Genomic DNA, 21,742 nt, shown 5'->3' with positions numbered 1-21,742 from the left:
TCATGGAGGTGGGGAATTTGGCAAATGAAAAAGATTCAATCACTTTAGAAGATGAACAAGTGTATGATAAAAATTTGCTTGATCATTTATTACAAGATAATCAAATTGATGAATTTAGAGATGAATTCTTATCAATGCATAACTATGAACAAAGCGAGTACTTCGAGGATAGTGATGATGACATTCGTCAGAGAATCTATGAAGTATTGTCACCAGAAGAAGTTGCCGACTTCTTTGAACAATTAGAAATTGATGAAGAAGATTATGAAGCACTATTCGACACTATTGATGCTACATATGCGAGTAAGGTTTTAGAAGAAATGTCTTATGATAATGCTGTTGATATAATGAATCAATTGTCCAAGCAAAAAGTGGTTAGTTTGTTGACGTTGATGAATCGAGAAGATGCAAAAGAAATCAAAGCATTGTTACATTATGAAGAAGATACTGCCGGTGGTATTATGACTACCGAATATATTTCGTTAAAGGCAACGATGCCAGTTAAAGAAGCATTAATGCATGTTAAGGAACAGGCGCCTGATGCAGAAACAATTTACGTTATATTTACTGTTAATGATGATAAACAATTAGCTGGCGTATTATCATTAAGAGATTTAATCGTTGCAGAGAATGACGCTTATATTGAAGATATTATGAGTGAACGTGTCATAAGTGCTAATGCAGCAGACGACCAAGAAGATGTTGCACAAAAAATGAGAGACTATGATTTTATTGCCATGCCCGTAGTCGATTATCAAGATCATCTATTAGGTATTATTACAATTGATGATATCTTGGATGTAATGGACGAAGAAGCAAGTGAAGACTACTCTCGTTTGGCCGGTGTGTCAGATGTCGATGCAACCAATGATTCCATTTTAAAAACGGCTACAAAACGTTTGCCTTGGCTAATTATATTAACATTTTTAGGAATGATTACTGCCACGATTTTAGGATCTTTTGAAGATACTTTGGCAAAAGTTGCGCTTTTAGCAGCATTTATCCCAATCATCAGTGGCATGTCTGGAAATTCAGGAACACAATCATTAGCCGTATCAGTACGTAATATATCAACAGGTGAAATTGATGAAGAAAGTAAATTTAAAGTAGCTTTAAGAGAAGCAGGAAGCGGCTTTTTAAGTGGTTTGGTTTGTGCAATATTACTTTGTATTATCATTGTGATTATCTATGGACAACCAATTTTAGCATTAATTGTCGGATCAAGCTTGACAATTGCAATGACAGTAGGTACATTAGTTGGTTCAATGATTCCTTTAGTAATGAATAAATTGAAGATAGATCCAGCAGTTGCTAGTGGACCATTTATAACAACAATTAATGATATTGTTAGTATGTTAATCTATTTTGGATTAGCAACATCATTTATGTCTTATTTAACATAGGGGGGTTATATGGAATTCGTATCACTTGTTGTAGTAGTTTTAGCAGCATTTTTAACACCTATTTTAGTAAATCGACTTAGAATTACATTTATACCCGTCGTCGTTGCAGAAATATTAATGGGGATTTTAATTGGTCACTCATTTTTAAATTTAGTAGAACGTGATGAAATGCTAAATATTTTGTCTACGTTAGGGTTTATATTTTTAATGTTTTTAAGTGGATTGGAAATAGATTTTAAAGCTTTTAAAAAAGATAAAAGCCCAGCACCACAGAATGAAGATGGAACACGTAAAAAGAAAGAACCGGGACATTTACAGTTAGCGCTTGTTGTATTTATGTTTATCATGATTATTTCAATTGTTTTTGCATACATGTTTAAATGGTTCGGATTGATTGATGATGTCTTACTTATGGTCATTATTATTTCAACGATATCTCTTGGCGTAGTCGTTCCAACACTTAAAGAAATGAATATCATGAGAACAACAATCGGCCAATTTATATTACTTGTTGCAGTTTTAGCAGATTTAGTAACAATGATATTATTGACAGCCTATGGAACCTTACATGCTTCTGGGAGCACTTCACTTTGGTTAATAGGTAGCTTAGTTGTCTTTACAATTGTCTTTTATTTATTGGGTGGTATATTTAAAAAAGCTCAATTCTTGCAAAAATTGATGGATGGTACAACTCAAATTGGTATACGAGCAGTATTTGCATTAATTATTATGCTTGTTGCACTGGCAGAAGGTGTCGGAGCTGAAAATATACTTGGCGCATTTCTTGCCGGGGTTGTTGTATCATTATTAGGACCTGATGAGGATATGGTAGAAAAATTAGATTCTTTTGGTTATGGTTTCTTTATACCCATTTTCTTCATCATGGTAGGAGTAGATTTAAATATTCCAACATTAATTAAAGAACCATCTTTATTATTAATTATTCCATTTTTAATTATTGCGTTCTTAATTTCTAAGCTAGTTCCTATACTTTATATACGTAGATGGTTTGATATGAAGACAACGATTTCTTCGGCGTTTCTATTAACGTCTACGTTATCATTAGTTATTGCATCTGCTAAAATTGCAGAGCAACTTGGGACAATTTCACCAGAAATATCAGGTATTTTAATACTAAGTGCAGTAATTACATGTGTGTTTGTACCAATTGTATTCAAAAAAATGTTCCCAATTCCTGATGAAGCGACTAGACAAATAGAAGTCAGTTTAATTGGTAAGAACCAATTAACGATTCCTATTGCACAAAATTTATCATCACAGTTATATCAAGTTTCGCTTTATTATAGAAATGACCTTAGCGATAAACGTAAGCTATCTGATGCGATTTCAATGATAGAAATTGCTGATTATGAAGAAGAATTATTAGAGAGACTTGGTTTATTTTCTCGTAATATTGTCGTTTGTTCGACAAACGATGATGCGATTAATCGTAAAGTTGCTTTGATGGCTAAAGCAAAAGGTGTTAAACGTGTAATTTGTCGTCTAGAATCGAGTTCTGAAGATGAGATTTTACAAAAGCAAGGGATTGAGGTATTTAGTAGTTATATGAGTAATAAAATTTTACTAAAAGGCTTAATCGAAACACCTAACATGTTGAATCTCTTAAGTAACGTTGAGACATCATTGTATGAAATAGCTATGTTAAATCACCAATACGATCAAATACAATTACGTAACTTCCCATTCGATGGAGATATTATATTTGTGCGTATTATACGAAACAATGAGTCTATTGTACCTCATGGAGATACACAGCTTCGCTATAGAGATAGATTGATTGTTACAGGATCTAAAGAATATGTAGATGAATTAAAACGAGAATTAGAATTATATTACTAATATTATAAAACAATGGTTTAAGGCATACGCTTTAGCCATTGTTTTTTATTACAAACCGAAATGATTTAGGGTTTCTTAGCACAATAGTAGTAAAATAAATTGTCCAAATATTGTTAGCAATGTTAGAATAAAGAGTATTGAAATTGGCATAGAGTGGTGTTGTTATACTTAAACTCGAGCTAATTTAAAAATGAATTATTTCAAAAGGAGTTAAATCATGTTTAATTTAGAAAATAAAACATATGTTATTATGGGTATTGCTAATAAGCGTAGTATTGGTTTCGGTGTAGCAAAAGTTTTAGATGAACTTGGTGCAAAATTAGTTTTTACATATCGTAAAGAACGTAGCAAAAAAGAGTTAGAAAAACTTGTTGATCAATTAAACCAAAAAGAACATCATATCTTCCAAATTGATGTTCAAAGTGATGAAGATGTAGTAAATGGCTTCTCTAAAATTGGAGACGAAGTAGGTAAAATTGACGGCGTATATCATTCAATCGCATTTGCAAATATGGAAGACTTACGTGGTCGCTTTACAGATACTTCTCGCGATGGTTTCTTATTGGCGCAAGACATTAGTTCATATTCATTAACTATTGTTGCCCGTGAAGCTAAGAAATTAATGACTGAGGGCGGTAGTATCGTTGCTACAACATACTTAGGTGGCGAATTTGCAGTCCAAAATTATAACGTAATGGGCGTAGCTAAAGCAAGCTTAGAAGCAAACGTACGCTATCTAGCATTAGATTTAGGTGAAGATAATATTCGTGTAAATGCGATTTCAGCTGGTCCAATTCGTACCTTAAGTGCTAAAGGTGTCGGCGGATTTAATACTATCTTAAAAGAAATTGAAGAACGTGCGCCATTAAAACGTAATGTAGATCAAGAAGAAGTTGGTAAAACAGCAGCTTATCTATTAAGTGATTTTTCTAGTGGTGTAACTGGTGAAAATATTCATGTTGATAGTGGTTTCCACTGTATTAAATAATATGATAAAAGCTACCAATAAAGTTTATACTTTATTGGTAGCTTTTTTAGGAATAAGTCAGATATAAACTCTGGTCTTTCAGTAATATATTCAAACTTAAAAGCAGATGGGGACATTAATATTGTCTCCATCTGCTTTTAATTAAAATTAATCTTTTACATCACTATTAGCTTTATCCATGATTTGTTGTCTATAGTTATAAACATTTCTTACTATGGTTTTAATCACTGCGTAAAGCGGTACGGCTACAAGAATTAATGTAAAGCCACCTAAATTACCTGCGGCTAAGATTACTACAATGATTGTTAATGGGTGAATATTTAATGATTTCCCCATAACATTTGGAGTAATAACATTTCCTTCTAATTGTTGAGCAATTAAAGTAATAATACAAACCCATATAAATGTTGCTGGACTTTGGATGATAGCAATAATTGCAGCAGGTGCAAATGCCATCCAAGGACCTAAGAATGGAATCATATTAGCAATACAAGCAAACATAACTAACAGTAATGTGTAATTTAAACCAACAATAGTGTAGCCGATGTATAAAATAATTCCTAAAATAATACTAACGGTAACTTGACCTTGAATATAAGATTTAAGTGTATTATTTAAATCTTTTAATAATTCAACTACAAAAATCTTTCTGTTTGATTTAAATAATTTTGCGATAAATGGAATAAATTTTTCGTGATCTTTTAGCATATAGATTAAGAAAAATGGCACCATAATTAATAAGAATAGTGTTGAAATAAATGATGTAATATAAGTGAATGAGTTTGAAAGAATACTTGCTACACTGTCACTCATATTTTGTACCATTTTATTAATTCTGTCGGTTACATCAGAGGGTAATCTTTCCATTTGATCAAGTGAGAAATTAATAATATGTTGAACTTCATGTTGTAATGTTGGTATTTGATTCACTAAATTTTCGATTTGTTCCATTAAAAGTGGACCAACAATACCCACAATTATACTAATTATAATGATCAGTCCAATAAATATAATTAAAATACTTCCCCAACGAGGGACTTTGTACTTCTCTAGTATTTTTTGAAATGGCAAACAAACATAAAATAAGAAGCCACTAAGTAAGAAAGGTATTAATACGGATTGGATAATTACAATGAAAGGTATAAATACACTATGTACTTCCATTGCGAGTTTTATAAGTAGAAACAGGATTAACAAGGCAATACCTGTTCTAAACCATACCTTGTTTAGCATGGGGCAGTTCCTCCTAAATAGTTACTTTAATTGAAGTACTTTTCAGTATATATCATATATTGTGAGAACAAAAGACAAAAATGAAGCATCTAGTTAAATGGCTAAGTAATTATTAAAAAAATAAATATGCCAAGATTAAAAAGTACAATGTCTTTAAAACTGTATTACATTAATACTATAATACGATAAAATGTTTATAAATTAAGTATCCCAATTTTTATAAATATTCAAAAAATAACTTTAGAAATTTATTGCGAGTTACTTTTTGTATGTGTATAATGAGTGAAAATATATCATTTTACATAATTGTACAATAAGGGGGATACATTATGTTCGAAAGTTTTCTTACTTGGTTTTATGATATTGTTTGGAGTAAGCCACTAGTTTATGGACTGTTATTAACGGGGATTATTTTTTCATTTATGATGCGATTTTTTCAGGTACGCCATTTTAAAGAGATGATAAGACTAATGTTTCATGGGGAAAAATCTCCGACTGGTATTTCAAGTTTTCAAGCAATTGCTTTATCACTAGCAGGTCGTGTTGGAACTGGGAATATTGTAGGAGTTTCGACAGCAATATTTATTGGTGGTCCTGGTGCAGTATTTTGGATGTGGGCGACAGCATTTTTAGGTGCAAGTAGCGCATTTATAGAATCGACATTAGGGCAAATTTATAAAAGAGAAGAAAAGGGTCAATACAGAGGGGGACCTGCTTTTTATATAGAATCTGGGATTAAAGGAAATGTTGGTAAGATATATGGTTTAATATTTGCCATCGTAACAGTAATTTCAGTAGGTCTATTATTACCAGGCGTACAATCTAATGCAATTGCTAGTTCTATGAAAAATGCATTTAACATTCAACCGTGGATTATTGCGATAGTACTTGCATTTATATTAGCCTTAATTATCTTTGGTGGAATCAAGTGGATTGCAAATGCAGCTACTGCGATTGTACCATTTATGGCTATTGCTTATATTTTAATGGCAGTAATTATCATAATTTTAAATATTGAACAGGTACCAGCATTATTTGCATTAATTTTTAAATCAGCATTTGGTTTACAAGCAGCATTTGGTGGGATATTTGGTGCCATGATTGAAATTGGTGTTAAGAGAGGGCTTTATTCAAATGAGGCTGGTCAAGGTACTGGTCCACATGCAGCAGCCGCCGCAGAAGTATCACATCCAGCGAAACAAGGATTGGTACAAGCTTTCTCAGTGTATGTAGATACACTATTTGTCTGTACAGCAACAGCGTTAATCATTTTATTATCAGGCACATATAATGTGACGAATGATGACTCTGCAACTACAAGTAAATCAAATCTTATTAAGGATAATGGCGTGTTCGTAGAAATGTCTAATGGTGACAAAGATTATTCAGGAACTGCAATGTATGCACAAGCTGGAATAGACAAAGCATTTCAAGGTAGTGGATATCATTTTGATCCAGCATTTTCAGGTCTCGGTTCATATTTCATTGCATTTGCACTATTCTTCTTTGCATTTACAACTATTTTAGCTTATTACTATATTGCAGAAACTAATATATCTTATTTAACTAGAAAGCGATCAAAAAATTTCAGTACTTTTTGGATAAATGTCACAAGAATTGTCTTAATTGCAGCAACAATATACGGTGCAGTGAAAACTGCAGATATTGCTTGGATGATGGGCGATTTAGGTGTAGGTATGATGGCATGGTTAAATATTATAGCTATATGGATACTTCACAAACCAGCACTGAATGCACTGAAAGATTATGAGCAACAGAAGAAAAAGCTTGGATCAGGAAAAAATGCTATATACAAACCGGATTCTAAAAAATTACCACAAGCTACATTTTGGTTAAAGGATTATCCAAAGCGTTTGAAAGAACATAAGGATAGATAGTAAAAGTTATAAATAACAAATTATAAAGCGTATTATTTTAAAATATTGCGTCACTTGGTACAATGTCATTAAGACAACTAGGGGGCGCTATATTTATGTATGATTTTCAACCTGGAAATATAAATAAAATTGAATTTCCGAGTGAAATATTAGAAAGAGATGTAACATTATCTATTTATTTACCAAAAGATTTTACTGAGCTATTTAAATATAAAGTCGTATTTTGTTTTGATGGTCTAGACTTTTTCAGTTTTGGTAGAATTCATAGAAGTTATGAAAAATTAAGGTCAGAAAATAAAGTAGAACGAGCAATTTTTGTTGGATTTCATTATGAAGATGTAGAAAAAAGACGCGCTGAATTTCATCCTCAAGGTGCGAGAACACCATTAACAGTTAAGGCTGTAGCAAATGAAATATTGCCATTTATAGATCGAACATTCCCAACATTTAAAGTTGGAAATAGTAGAGTATTATTAGGTGATAGCTTGGCCGGAAGTGTAGCATTAATGACTGCATTGTCTTATCCGAGGGTATTTAGTCAAGTAGGTATGCTTAGTCCACAACATGATGAAGTAATCCAAAGAATGTTTGAACGCTGTCAATTTCAAGATCAACTGTCAATTTGGCATATTGTTGGTTTAGAAGAAGACGACTTTGAATTGCCAACCAATGGTAAGCGTGCTGATTTTCTGACTCCAAATAGAGAATTAAATCAATTAATTACAACATCTGGAGCCACATATCATTATTTTGAATTTGAAGGTGGTCATAGATGGAAGTCATGGAAGCACTACCTTGACGATTTACTAATTTATTTTTTATCAGATAATATTTCTTTTTAATTATCTGAAGTAAATTTAGTTTAAAGTAACGAATTTTTAGAAAATTTGATATAATGAAAGTATGTTAAACAAAGGAGGAATTTAAATGATTTTAGGATTGGCATTAATTCCGTCGAAAGCATTTCAAGATGAGGTAAATGCATATCGTAAACGTTATGATAACCATTATGCGACTATTATGCCGCATATTACTATTAAGGGGCAATTTGAAATAGAAGACAGTGAATTAGAGTCTGTAAAGGACAACATTAAATCAAGAATTGAAGGTATTCCATCTGTAGAAGTACATGCTACAAAAGCATCTAGTTTTGCTCCTACTACGAATGTCATTTATTTTAAAGTACAAAAAACGGAAGCGCTTGAAAAACTATTCAATCAATTTAATGAAGGTGATTTTTACGGAGTAGCAGATCATCCTTTTGTACCGCATTTTACGATTGCACAAGGACTAACAAGCCAAGAGTTTGAAGATATTTATGGTCAGTTAAAACTTGCGGGAATTGATTATAAGGAAACAATAGATGCGCTTTCTTTAGTTTATTACGATGCAGAAGAAGAAAAATGGAAGTTGCTTGATAGCTTTAATTTAGCGTAATTTAAATAAGTGCCCATTAATGAATCATCGTTTACGTTATTACAATTATGGAATTAATCAAGTATCGAGGTATTAATATCTTTGATATTTAATTTCAAAAAGTATTTGGAGACTATGTGTCCATGCTTAAAAAAGAGTGCTAATTTGTAATTATAAATTAGCACTCTTTTATTTGAATTTTAATGTTATAGAATAAGACCCTTCAGTTAAAGTAAATTTTAACTGAAGGGTCTTTTTTGTAGATATAATTAAGGATTTTATTTTAATAATCAATTGGTCATCCAAGTTTTTTCTAATTATTAAAGTTGTTATTTTATGTTATATATCTAACCTTATCGCACTAATTGTTTTTCTTAGGAATGATGTGCATTTCTATTTTTGAGAAAATAGATACCATAGAATATTGCTAAGAATAAAAAGACTAAGGCAGAGAAATAAAATGTATTGTTAACCGATTTAGTAAATTCAGTGATCAACCCGCCAACAATTGGTCCAATCATTGAACCAAAACCTTGGATACTATTAAATACACCCCAAGTTTCTTCTTGTTCTTCTTGATGAATATGGCTTGCCATAAACGTATTCCAAGCAGGTAATAATAGACCATACATTAAGCCAATAAATACAGCTAAAATCCAAACAATGTATATATTGGTAATTAAGGATAAGGCAAAAATCATCAATGTATAAAGTAAGAAACCACCGAAAATCATGCTATACATAAATTTAATTCCATTCTTATCAATAATTTTTGATAAGAAAAGCATTGAAAATGCACAACCAATACCCCCGAATACTATAGCTAATGTATATTCAACTGTTGAAACACCAACGACTTTCGTTGCATATGTAGGTAAAATTGGAACAAGTGCAGTAATCGATGCACCTTGAAGTAATATACCTGGAAACAATAATAAATGTCTTTTTGTGACATTTACAATTTGACCGAGTTGTTGTTTGACAGGACGTGTATTGTAATTGGTTAATCGTATTTTTACAAAGTAATAAAGTATCCATGCAATAAGTACCACAAAGGACATTAAAAATGCAAATTGTGTTGGATGGAATTTAAAGATAATATTCATACCAACCATGCCGACAAGTAAACCTAATAGCCATGAAAAGTATACATAACCCATTTGTTTGCCACGATGCTTTTCATCAACACTTGCTAGCATAATTACCCATATTGGACTTACTGCAATTCCTAATAATACTGCGCTTAAAATTAAGACAATAGGTGATGTAGGGAACCAAATAACTAAGAATAAGCTGACAAACGCCAGTAAAAAACCTAAAGTCAAAACTAATTTAGTACCTAAGCGCTTTAAAAGAAACCCAATAACAAAGTTTGTTGCAGCATCGGCAATAAAATGAATAGAAATAGCAGTAGATGTAATACCTACCGCTATTGAAGTTGCTGTTGGTAATAATGACAAGTAACTTAAAACATACATACCTCTTGCAAATTCCATTAAAAATAGAATGATTAACATAATTATGAAGTTTTTAGAAATAGCATTTTTATTTAACGAAGAGCTTTGCATATAAAGGAACCTTTCCGTAGACGTCCTCATAACGTGATGAATGATTTAAAATATCTAGTAAATCTTTGCATAATTTATAAGTTGAATAAGGGATGCGTGAGTCACTCATTGATTGCGTCATAGCTGCTAACTCTGTTGGCGTATTTGTTAAAGCGGCCACTTGCTGAATTGCATCTTCTGGTGTATTAGCAATACGTCCATATCCTTTTTGTTCAAAGTACATTGCATTCTCAAGTTCTTGTCCAGGAGCTGGGTTTAAGAATATCATAGGAATTTGGCGTGTTAATGCTTCAGAAATAGTAATTCCACCAGGTTTCGTTAACATGAGTTGACTAGATGCCATCCACTCATTCATATGTTTAGTATAACCAAGTATCAATACATTATCATAATTATTAAATGTTGCAGACAATGAACGTTTGAGGTCTTTATTCTTACCACAAATCATCACTACTTGGGATTGAGGGCTACTATCAAGTATTTCTTGTATCATTTGATCAAATCCTTTAGATACACCAAAAGCGCCAGCCGACATTAAGATTGTAGGCTTTTCTGGGTCTAAATGATTTTGACTTAACCATGATTTTTTATCAATATTTTGTTCGAATTTATCTGAAATAGGTATACCTGTTACTTTTATTAACTCTTTTGGTACACCGATGTCCATAAATTCATCTTTCAATTCATTCGTAGCAACATAGTACCTTTGTGAATGAGGTGTAATCCAATTTTTTTGTAATCGATAATCAGTCATAACTGTTGCAATCGGTATATTCATATCGAATTGTTCGGTAAGCACTGACATTACAGGCGTTGGGAAAGTTAATAAAATTAAATCAGGCTTTTCTTTTAATAGTAGATTTATCAATTTATTTAGTCCGTAATACTTATAGAAACATTTATCTAATTGGTCTGGGCGACTATAGTAAAATGCTTTGTACATATTTCTAAAATATTTAAAGCTATTAATGTACCATTTTTTACATATAGAAGTCAGAATTGGGTGAGCTTCTAAAAATAAATCGTGTTCAATAACAGTTAAATTGTCTAGATTCATTTCATTAAATTGATTTACGACACTTTGCGTCACCTGTAAATGACCATTACCAAAGGAGCCAGTAATAATCAATATTTTTTTATTTTGAGTAACCATTAATAGCCACCCTCCAATAGTATAATTTTGCTCATGCTAAGTTTAACGCATTTTTTTATCATGCGAAAGAAAAAACACAATAATTAAAGATTATATCATTTTACATTACGATATGAAATAATTCATACTGAATCATGAAATTATATAGCACAGAAATTATATTGTTATATACATTTACATTACCACCAAAGTAGAAGTATATGCTTAATATACAAAAATTAAGCAATATTATAAGAAATATTAACATGAACATCATATGTAGTTAATATTGTTACAAAACTATAGTCATTCTATTTATGAAATTATAGAGTGTTTGTCAAAAATTATATTTATAAATGTATAAACTAGAAATTACTGATTATTAGATTCTATAAAATGAACCGAAAATGTGTATAATAGTATTATTGGAAATAAAGGAGCGATATATGTTGGACGCGAATGTGTTATTTGAAAAAATTAAAGTAAAACAGGTCATTGGAACATTGAATAGATCAATAGATGATATTACTACTGATTCTAGAACTGCAAAGTTAGGAAGTATTTTTGTAGCTTCTAAAGGCTATACAGTAGACAGTCATAAATTTTGCCAAGATGTTGTGGATAATGGGTGCCAAATCATTGTTGTAAATAGAGCTTTAGATTTAACTGGTGAAGTAACACAAGTTATAGTTCCAGATACATTGAGAGTGGCTAGTTTATTGGCTAATTCACTTTATCAATATCCGAGTAAACAGTTAATTACTTACGGTGTAACGGGTACTAATGGTAAGACATCTATTGCAACGATGATACATCATATATATAGGAAGTTAGATAAAAATAGTGCTTATTTAGGTACAAATGGTTTTCAAATAAATGAAGATAAATCTAAAGGTGCGAATACGACACCTGAAACAGTTGCTTTAACGAAAAAAATTAATGAAGCGGTTGAAAAAAAAGCGGAAGCAATGACATTGGAAGTTTCTAGTCATGGTTTATCATTAGGCCGTTTAAGTGGTGTGGATTTTGATGTCGCTATTTTTTCAAATTTAACACAAGACCATTTAGATTTTCATGGCACTATGGAAGCTTATGGGCATGCAAAATCACTTTTATTTAGCCAATTAGGGCAGGATTTATCAAGAGAAAAGTATGCAATTATCAATAATGATGATGCATTTTCAGAATATTTAAGAACAGTAACACCATTTGAAACATTCACTTATGCTATAGAACAGGAAGCACAATTTAAAGCAGAAAATATTAACGAATCTTTACAAGGGGTATCGTTTGATTTTGTGACACCTGATGAAACTTTAACTGTAAAATCTCCATATGTTGGTCGTTTTAATGTATCTAACATAATGGCAGCGATGATTGCAGTGTGGAGTAAAGGGATTGATATGCCAACAATCATTAATGCAGTAGAAAATTTAGAACCTGTAGAAGGTCGACTTGAAGTTTTAGACCCTGATCTACCGATTGATTTAATTATTGATTATGCACATACTGCAGATGGCATGGATAAATTAATAGATGCTGTAAAACCATTTGCAAAACAAAGATTGATATTTTTATGTGGTATGGCAGGAGAAAGAGATATGACTAAGACGCCAGAAATGGGACGCGTTGCATGTCGAGCAGATTATGTCATTTTCACTCCAGATAATCCTGCGAATGATGAGCCAAAAAAACTCACAGCAGAACTTGCAAAAGGTGCAACTCATGAAAATTATATAGAATTTGAAGACCGTGCAGAAGGTATTCGTCATGCAATTGATATTGCACGACCTGGGGATACAGTAGTATTAGCTTCAAAAGGACGTGAACCTTATCAAATCATGCCTGGACATGTGAAAGTACCACATCGTGATGATTTAATTGGTTTAGAAGCAGCTTACAAAAAATTTGGTGGTGGACCTGTTGAAGGTTAAAAATATACAATATAATGATATAAAATCTCATGTCTATATATATGATAATAAAGTTGGGCAATGCTATATGATTGCATTGCCTGATTTAAATTGGTCTTTAGAGATTGATATGTCTTTAAATGATGATGAATTAAAAGAAGAAATTGTGATACACTTATTTACGTTATTAGATGAGGAGACGGCGAGTCGTATTGCTGATGACCTTATTCAATGGATAATTGAGAATTAAAGGAGATTATAAATGAGTATAAAGAAAGAAGTTGAATCAAGAAAAACCTTTGCAATCATTTCTCATCCAGATGCTGGTAAAACAACATTGACTGAGAAATTATTGTTATTCGGTGGCGCGATTAGAGAAGCTGGAACAGTTAAAGGTAAAAAGAGCGGTAAATTTGCGACAAGTGATTGGATGAAAGTAGAACAAGAGCGTGGTATCTCTGTTACCAGTTCGGTTATGCAATTTGACTATGATCATTATAAAATTAATATCTTAGATACACCTGGTCACGAAGATTTTTCGGAAGACACATATAGAACACTTATGGCAGTAGATAGTGCGGTTATGGTGATTGACTGTGCGAAAGGTATCGAGCCTCAAACGTTAAAACTATTTAAAGTTTGTAAAATGCGAGGCATTCCTATTTTCACATTTATTAACAAATTAGACCGTGTTGGTAAAGAACCATTTGAGTTATTAGATGAAATAGAATCTACTTTAGATATCGAAACATATCCTATGAATTGGCCTGTGGGCATGGGACAAAACTTCTTTGGTATTATTGATCGTGATTCACGTACAATTGAACCATTTAGAGATGAAGAAAATATCTTACATTTAAACGATGACTATGAGCTTGAAGAAGAACATGCAATCACTAATGATAATGCTTTTGAGCAAGCGATTGAAGAACTGATGTTAGTCGAAGAGGCAGGGGAAACTTTCGATAACGAAGCGTTATTAAGTGGTGATTTAACTCCTGTATTCTTTGGTTCAGCGTTAGCTAATTTTGGCGTGCAAAATTTCTTGAATGCATATGTAGATCATGCGCCTATGCCAAACGCACGTCAAACGAACGAAGATGTTGAAGTAAGTCCATTTGATCAAGATTTCTCAGGATTTATCTTTAAAATTCAAGCCAATATGGATCCTAAACACCGAGATAGAATTGCATTTATGCGTGTAGTTAGCGGTGCTTTTGAACGTGGTATGGATGTCACTTTACAGAGAACTAAGAAAAAGCAAAAAATAACAAGATCTACTTCATTTATGGCAGATGATAAAGAAACTGTAAACCACGCTGTTGCAGGTGATATTATTGGATTATATGATACAGGTAATTACCAAATTGGTGATACTATCGTGGGTGCCAATCAAAAATTCAGCTTCCAAGACTTACCTCAATTTACACCTGAATTATTTATGAAAGTTTCAGCGAAAAATGTTATGAAACAAAAGCATTTCCATAAAGGAATTGAACAATTAGTACAAGAAGGTGCAATTCAATATTATAAAGCTTTGCATACAAATCAAATAATTATCGGTGCAGTAGGTCAATTACAATTTGAAGTTTTCGAACATCGTTTAAAAAACGAATATAATGTTGATGTTGTAATGGAACCAGTTGGTCAAAAAATTGCTCGCTGGATTGAAAATGAAGATGTAATTAAAGATAATATGAGCACTTCACGTTCAATATTAGTTAAAGATATTTATGATAATTTTGTATTTTTATTTGAAAATGAATTTGCAACTAGATGGTTTGAAGAAAAGTTCCCAGATGTAAAATTATATAGTTTGTTATAAATCTAAAATTTGTGTATAATACTTTTATTAATAGAATACCTATGACTTTGTGGTCAGAGGGGAGTAACTCAACTATTATTATAAACATAAACAATATGATTACATGTAAGTAATAGCTAATTTATATTTTTATGCTAACTAATAGAGCATCTTATCGTCATTACGAAAATTGAGAAATAAATAACAAGGTATTAAATTTTTATGATTTATACTAAAAATGTTTATAAATTTCTTTATTTTCCGGTAAGGTGGACAACTTAAGTTGTCGAGTGAGACCTTTGCTATAAGTGTGAATCGTTTTATTTGTTGTACTATTTTTAATATAAAATAAACAATCGATATTGAATGATTTGCGCATGCTTAGCTTAGGTCTCTATTTTTATGCTTAAAATTAAAAGGGAGTTGTAAAAAGATGGATGCAAGTTTAATTTTGCAATATTCATGGGTATTATTAGTTCTTGTCTTTTTAGAAGGTTTACTTGCTGCTGATAATGCCGTCGTTATGGCTGTAATGGTTAAACATTTACCGCCTGAACAAAGAAAGAAAGCATTATTCTATGGTTTATTAGGTGCTTTGGTGTTCCGTTTTATTTCATTATTCTTAATCAGTATCATCGCTCATTTTTGGTGGATACAAGCTCTAGGTGCTCTTTACTTAATTTACATGTCAATTAAGAATTTAGTCGATTTCTTTAAATCTAAAGACAGCCACGAACAAGAAAGTGGCGACGATCATCATTATGATGATGACGGAACAGAGAAGAAAGCCAGTCCTAAAGAGTTCTGGGGTACAGTGTTAAAAGTAGAATTTGCCGATATCGCATTTGCTATAGATTCTATGTTAGCTGCGCTTGCAATTGCAGTAACCTTACCAAAGGTTGGCATTCATTTTGGTGGCCTTGATTTAGGACAATTTATCGTAATGTTCTTAGGTGGTATGATTGGTGTTGTAATTATGAGATTTGCAGCATCATGGTTTGTTAATTTATTAAATAAATATCCAGGTTTAGAAGGTGCAGCATTTGCAATCGTCGGTTGGGTAGGTATTAAATTAGTAATCATGGTATTAGCACATCCAGATATTAAGATATTACCTGAATCATTTCCGCATACAGCTTTATGGCAATCTATATTCTGGAGTGTCATGATATTATTAGTGATTATCGGATGGTTAACTTCATTGAGAAAAAACAAAAAAAATAATCAATAGTGATTTGAACTGGAACACATAACTTATTGTGTTCCAGTTTTTTTGTGAAATTTTTACATTAAAATCTATGTAAGGTGGTAACGCTATATATGAAGAATTTTTGTATTGGTTAAAAATTTCTGCAAATTCGTTAGAAATTTATCATGAAAGTGATTATAATCAAAATATATCTACTTTTATAAAACAAAATAAAGAAGAAATATTAATTTTAATATGGCATAATAGTAAGATAAGGTATATGTAGTATTAGGGGGAATTATGATGACGCATAATAAAAAACAAGTCATCCCAAAAGCCAAGTATGGTAGAAAGAGAAGGGAATACTTTCATAATGAAGAACGAGAAAATCGTATTCAACTAGAGCAACAACAAAAAGAAGTACAGGCCGCCAAGGAAGAGAAACTGGCAAAAAATAATGAAGAGCGTGTAAAGGATAACCTGAGGAAAGCACGTATCGAAAAATTAACACAAGAAGAAATTCAACAGCAACAAGCACAAGCGGCTGATAGACAAAATGAAGGCCTCAAGACTGAACAGACATCTACACAACAGTTAAATGAAGCTCAATATCAAGATACTACTGAAGATGCTAACAGTAATGATTATTTTGATTTAAATCTACAGTCACAAACAGATACTAATAAAGAGTTAGATACAAAAAATAAGACTGAAGTTAATACAGATACAAAGCATTCAAAAAATACTATTTCACTCGAGGATGAAAAATTAGACAACGAGACTTCGACTGAAGATAATAAAGTGAATGATTCAGTTGAAAGTGAGACAACAAGTAACGATAAGAAGAATAAACAAAAGTTACAAAAAACAAAAACAGAAGAAAAACAACAAGACTATTTCTACTCTGAAGAAGCACAAAAAAATAGAGTAGATAAATATGTTGATGATGATAAAGATTATCGTTATAAAACGACAAAAGATGATTATAAACAAAAAGATAAATCAAATCATGAAAGTACTTGGACTAAAATCAAATCATTTTTCCGTGAGTATTGGGCACAGGTATTAATAGTTCTTGCAGTAATTTTAGTTTTAACATTAATAAATGCAATATTTTATAATGTAGACCAAAGTGGCAATACAAAAGATAGTATTTTCCAAACTAATAAAGACAATAATAAAACGTATACAGACACGATGAAAAATGCAAACAATGCAGTACATTCAGTAGTAACGGTAGATAACGATACATCCAATGGTAACTCATCTGCAGCAAAAGAAACGCAAGAAGCAGATAAACAAAATGAACTCGGTTCTGGTGTCGTCTACAAAAAAGTGGACGACTCTATTTTTATTTTAACTAACGCACATGTTGTAGGAGATAAAAAACAACAAAAGATTACATATGGTAATGATAAATATACAATTGGTAAAGTGATAGGATCGGATAAATTTTCTGATGTTGCAATTGTTAAAGCAAAAATAAAAGATGGTCAAGGTATTAAACCTATTAAATTAGGAGATTCAAGCACACTTGTATTAGGAGAACCTATCATTGTTGTTGGTAATCCATTGGGAAATGATTTTAAAGGTAGTGTATCAGAAGGCATTATTTCAGGTTTAAATCGACATGTACCTGTAGATATAGATAAAGATAATCAATATGACGTTTTGATGAAGGCATTTCAAATGGATGCACCTGTTAACCCGGGGAACTCTGGAGGTGCCGTAATCGATAGAGATGGAAAACTGATAGGTATTGCTTCATTAAAAATAGATATGGATAATGTTGAAGGTATGGCATTTGCAATTCCAATAAATGATGCACAATCTATTGCGAAAGAGTTAGAAGATAAAGGAGAAGTAAAATATCCAAATTCTGGTGCTAAATTAGTAAATGTTGCAGAACTTGATGATTCTGCGCGCACTACCATTCGTTTGCCTGATGATGTGAATGAAGGTGTAGTAGTTGCAGATGTTAAAAAAGATTCATTAGCTAATAAATCTGGCTTGCAAAAAAATGATGTCATAGTAGAATTAGATGGTAAAGATGTTGAAGATAATCTAAGATACAGACAAATCATTTTTAGTCATAAGGATGATTTAAAAACATTACCAGCTAAGGTATATAGAAATGGTAAGCTCAAAGATATCAACATTAAATTGAAATAACGTTGGGGTGAATATAGATTGTCCATTTTCAATCAATTATTAAAGAAGTCTAGCCCACAACAAGGGATAGTTTTGTACTATCTTGTTGCGATTATTGTAGCTTTTTTACTATTGAATTTGCCATTTGTTCATAAACCAGGTGTACATGTAGACCCGGTTGATTCTTTGTTTGTGGCAGTCTCGGGAGTGAGTGTAACGGGGCTAACACCTGTCAATATTGCTGATACTTATAGTACTTTTGGTCAGATTATTATTATGATCATTTTAAATATTGGTGGTATTGGAGTTATGGCAATTGGTACAATGCTATGGGTTGTATTGGGTAAACACATTGGTATGCGTGAACGAAGATTAATTATGTTAGATAATAATAAAGATACAATGAGTGGTACCGTAAAGTTGATATTGGAAATTGTAAAGACAATTTTAGTGATTGAGCTTATAGGTGCAGCATTATTAACATTTTATTTCTATCGTGATACACCTGATTTACAATATGCAATTATGCAGGGCTTCTTTGTTGCTGTTTCGTCAACTACGAACGGTGGTTTAGATATCACTGGACAGTCTTTGATTCCGTATGCAAATGATTATTTTGTACAAACAATTGTCATGTTTTTAATTGTATTAGGATCAATTGGTTTTCCAGTATTATTGGAAGTTAAAGCATATATCAAAAATAGAATACCAAACTTTAGATTTTCATTATTTGCAAAAATTACTACGGTAACCTATTTAGCGTTATTTGTTTTTGGTACACTATTTATCTTATTGTTAGAACATAATCATTCTTTTCAAAATATGTCGTGGCATAAATCGTTATTTTATGCCTTGTTCCAATCCGCTTCAACGCGAAGTGCTGGATTACAGACAATTGATGTTAGTCAATTTGGCGAAGGCACTAATGTAATTATGAGCATCTTGATGTTTATTGGTTCATCACCGAGTTCTGTAGGTGGAGGAATAAGAACAACAACATTTGCAATATTAATCCTGTTCTTACTTAACTTTAGTAATACAGCTGAACGGACTTCCATTAAAGCATTTAATCGAGAAATACATGCGACAGATGTTCAAAGGTCATTTGCAGTATTTACCATGGCATCTATATTAACATTTGCTAGTATGATTACGATTCTTGTAGTTGAAAATAATAAGCTGACCTTTTTACAAACATTTTTTGAAGTGATGTCAGCTTTTGGTACATGTGGTTTGTCACTAGGCATTACTGATGATGTTAGTAGTACAACAAAGCTTATACTTATGTTACTTATGTTTATAGGCCGTGTTGGACTAATTAGTTTCATCATTATGATTGGCGGACGTAGAGAACCGGATAAATTCCATTATACAAAAGAGCGTGTGCAAATCGGCTAGATTTAGTAATAATGGTAAAAAGATATATTTGAGATAGATATAACTGGTTAGAATTAATTCTAATCAATCGTTGTATCTATCTTTTTTATTGCTTAAAATAGTAGATAAAGTTAGATATAGTTTTAGTTGTTGTAATTAGTGTCAACAAAAAATATAAAATGTTAAACTGTTGATAATAAGGAGAGAGGCTTATGAAACAAAGTGAAAAAATTGCTATTGATGTCATCACAACTTCAGATATGCACAGCCATTTCCTTAATGGTGATAATGGCTCCAATATATATCGAGCAGGTACGTATGTAGACAAAGTTAGAAATGAAAATAAACATGTGATTTTATTAGATAGTGGAGGCAGTTTGGCAGGTTCTTTAGGTGCATTCTATTACGCATTAGTAGCCCCGTATAAAAGGCATCCAATGATAAAATTGATGAATGCGATGCAATATGATGCGAGTGGTATTAGCCCTAATGAATTTAAATTTGGCTTATCCTTTTTCTCAAGGTCAATCGCGTTATCAAGATTTCCATGGCTATCTGCGAATATTGAATATCAGCAGACACGTGAACCATATTTTTCAACGCCTTATACAATTAAGCAGATTGAGGGTGTTAAAATAGCAATTGTTGGTCTTACTTCGGATGGGTTGATGGAACGTGAACATTTTGAAATGGAAAAGGATGTTCAAATTGAAAAGACATTACTATCATCTAAACGATGGATTCGATATATACATGAAACAGAAATGCCTGATTTTCTTATCGTTATTTATCATGGTGGTTTAAATCAATTAAATAAGTCAGGAAAAGAACGTGAAGAAAAAGTAAATGAAGCAGAAAAAATAATGCAAACTTTAGGTGTTATTGACTTACTTATTACTGGTCATCAACATCAGACTTTTATAGGTAGAGACGATCAAACGCTGTATGTTCAAGCAGGTCAAAATGCAGAACAACTCATTCATGTTAATATAAACTTTAAAAAACGTACGAGTTCTTATGAATTAGAAAATGTAGATTCACATATCGTTGATTTAAATGAATATGAAGAACATGAAAATTTACTGCACTTAACGCATTATGATCGTAAGGCTGTAGAATATTGGTCTAAAGAAATACTGTCGCAAGGTGATATTGGTGCCACAGTAAATGGATTAACTGATGTTATTTGTAAACCTCATAACTTCACGCAATTACTTCATGATAGTATTAGATTGAAATACGATTATGATATATCATGTGTGCATTTACCAACAAATGGAGAGATGGGTCTCTCTGAAACGGTTACGAATGGAACTTTATACCAAGCGTATCCACATCCTGACGTACCTGTAGATTTAACGTTAAAAGGGCAACACATCAAAGATATATTAGAGTATGGTTATTCTCATATTGAATTCAGTAATGGAAACCTTAGTTTAACAATTATTGACGAAACTTTATGTACGTTTTGGCAAGGGGTAGATTACACGATTGATATGAATGCACAACCCTTTGATAGAGTGACACTTAATAATATTAAACTAGAACATGTTTATCGTGTGAGTATGACAGATTATTGTTATAGAAACTATAGACAATATCTAGAAAATGCAGTTATTCACGATACAGGGGATATCACGATGTTTGAATTAATTTCAAGAAATTTAAAGGATGACACATATAAGATTCGTCAAAAACAAAGTTTCAATGTACTTACACAGTAAAACTTTGAAATATTAACAATAAAACGAAATATTGCGTTTTAATACAAAAAAACAGGTTGCCGGAGTATATAACCTAACCGGTAACC

Annotated in this window: 16 protein-coding genes; 13 read left to right on the top strand and 3 right to left on the bottom strand. The window is 31.8% G+C overall.

The annotated features are described in order from the left end of the window. Window positions 1-17 precede the first annotated feature (17 nt). From mgtE to fabI, 3 genes are all read left to right on the top strand, one after another. Window positions 18-1,403 (top strand): magnesium transporter, encoded by a 1,386-nt coding sequence (gene mgtE, locus MHZ36_RS08785; protein ID WP_239231118.1) that lies wholly within the window; start codon window positions 18-20, stop codon window positions 1,401-1,403. A 9-nt stretch (window positions 1,404-1,412) separates the two neighbouring features. After that, complete coding sequence (locus tag MHZ36_RS08780; RefSeq protein ID WP_239231117.1) at window positions 1,413-3,263, top strand: monovalent cation:proton antiporter family protein; 1,851 nt, start codon at window positions 1,413-1,415, stop codon at window positions 3,261-3,263. Between the two features lie 217 nt (window positions 3,264-3,480). Further along, window positions 3,481-4,251: an enoyl-ACP reductase FabI gene (gene fabI, locus MHZ36_RS08775; RefSeq protein ID WP_239231116.1), complete on the top strand. Its 771-nt coding sequence runs from the start codon at window positions 3,481-3,483 to the stop codon at window positions 4,249-4,251. A gap of 147 nt (window positions 4,252-4,398) precedes the next feature. Here fabI and cozEa read toward each other — a convergent pair whose 3' ends face one another. Further along, the gene (cozEa, locus tag MHZ36_RS08770) at window positions 4,399-5,484 is read right to left on the bottom strand and encodes a lipoteichoic acid biosynthesis protein CozEa (RefSeq protein ID WP_239231115.1); all 1,086 of its coding nucleotides are present in this window, start codon (window positions 5,482-5,484) and stop codon (window positions 4,399-4,401) included. Between the two features lie 329 nt (window positions 5,485-5,813). On the opposite strand from cozEa, the gene MHZ36_RS08765 reads away from it, so the two are divergent. The 3 genes from MHZ36_RS08765 to MHZ36_RS08755 all read left to right on the top strand — a co-directional run bounded on the left by MHZ36_RS08765 (window position 5,814) and on the right by MHZ36_RS08755 (window position 8,819). After that, window positions 5,814-7,382, top strand: a complete 1,569-nt coding sequence (locus tag MHZ36_RS08765; protein WP_239231114.1) for an alanine/glycine:cation symporter family protein — start codon at window positions 5,814-5,816, stop codon at window positions 7,380-7,382. Window positions 7,383-7,477: 95 nt separating this feature from the next. Continuing rightward, window positions 7,478-8,224 (top strand): esterase family protein, encoded by a 747-nt coding sequence (locus tag MHZ36_RS08760; RefSeq protein WP_239231113.1) that lies wholly within the window; start codon window positions 7,478-7,480, stop codon window positions 8,222-8,224. Between the two features lie 85 nt (window positions 8,225-8,309). Continuing rightward, window positions 8,310-8,819, top strand: coding sequence for a YjcG family protein (locus tag MHZ36_RS08755; protein WP_239231112.1), 510 nt, complete (start codon window positions 8,310-8,312; stop codon window positions 8,817-8,819). A 353-nt stretch (window positions 8,820-9,172) separates the two neighbouring features. Here MHZ36_RS08755 and ltaA read toward each other — a convergent pair whose 3' ends face one another. Continuing rightward, window positions 9,173-10,366 carry a lipoteichoic acid biosynthesis MFS flippase LtaA gene (ltaA, locus tag MHZ36_RS08750; protein WP_239231111.1) on the bottom strand — a complete coding sequence of 398 codons (1,194 nt, stop codon included), beginning with the start codon at window positions 10,364-10,366 and terminating at the stop codon, window positions 9,173-9,175. After that, window positions 10,344-11,519, bottom strand: coding sequence for a diglucosyl diacylglycerol synthase (locus MHZ36_RS08745; RefSeq protein WP_239231110.1), 1,176 nt, complete (start codon window positions 11,517-11,519; stop codon window positions 10,344-10,346). Before MHZ36_RS08745 ends, ltaA begins: the two co-directional genes overlap by 23 nt. 428 nt (window positions 11,520-11,947) lie before the next feature. On the opposite strand from MHZ36_RS08745, the gene MHZ36_RS08740 reads away from it, so the two are divergent. The 7 genes from MHZ36_RS08740 to MHZ36_RS08710 all read left to right on the top strand — a co-directional run bounded on the left by MHZ36_RS08740 (window position 11,948) and on the right by MHZ36_RS08710 (window position 21,656). Next, a complete protein-coding gene (locus MHZ36_RS08740) occupies window positions 11,948-13,432 on the top strand; it encodes a UDP-N-acetylmuramoyl-L-alanyl-D-glutamate--L-lysine ligase (protein ID WP_239231226.1) in 1,485 nt (494 codons plus the stop codon). Continuing rightward, a complete protein-coding gene (locus MHZ36_RS08735) occupies window positions 13,422-13,661 on the top strand; it encodes a YueH family protein (protein ID WP_239231109.1) in 240 nt (79 codons plus the stop codon). Before MHZ36_RS08740 ends, MHZ36_RS08735 begins: the two co-directional genes overlap by 11 nt. Window positions 13,662-13,673: 12 nt before the next feature. After that, on the top strand, window positions 13,674-15,236 hold the full coding sequence (locus tag MHZ36_RS08730) for a peptide chain release factor 3 (RefSeq protein ID WP_239231108.1): 1,563 nt from the start codon (window positions 13,674-13,676) through the stop codon (window positions 15,234-15,236). 412 nt (window positions 15,237-15,648) lie between these two features. Next, the gene (locus tag MHZ36_RS08725; RefSeq protein WP_239231107.1) at window positions 15,649-16,446 is read left to right on the top strand and encodes a TerC family protein; all 798 of its coding nucleotides are present in this window, start codon (window positions 15,649-15,651) and stop codon (window positions 16,444-16,446) included. A 261-nt stretch (window positions 16,447-16,707) separates the two neighbouring features. Continuing rightward, window positions 16,708-18,576: a trypsin-like peptidase domain-containing protein gene (locus MHZ36_RS08720; protein ID WP_239231106.1), complete on the top strand. Its 1,869-nt coding sequence runs from the start codon at window positions 16,708-16,710 to the stop codon at window positions 18,574-18,576. Window positions 18,577-18,594: 18 nt separating this feature from the next. Then, window positions 18,595-19,953 (top strand): TrkH family potassium uptake protein, encoded by a 1,359-nt coding sequence (locus tag MHZ36_RS08715; RefSeq protein ID WP_239231105.1) that lies wholly within the window; start codon window positions 18,595-18,597, stop codon window positions 19,951-19,953. A gap of 191 nt (window positions 19,954-20,144) precedes the next feature. Next, entirely contained in the window at window positions 20,145-21,656 is a 1,512-nt protein-coding gene (locus MHZ36_RS08710) for a bifunctional metallophosphatase/5'-nucleotidase (protein ID WP_239231104.1), read from the top strand. Window positions 21,657-21,742 lie beyond the last annotated feature (86 nt).

Source organism: Staphylococcus sp. ACRSN (genome assembly GCF_022346615.1).
Lineage (GTDB): Bacteria > Bacillota > Bacilli > Staphylococcales > Staphylococcaceae > Staphylococcus.
The sequence above is the reverse complement of the archived record's forward strand: the minus strand, read 5'-3'. Positions and strand labels throughout refer to the sequence as shown.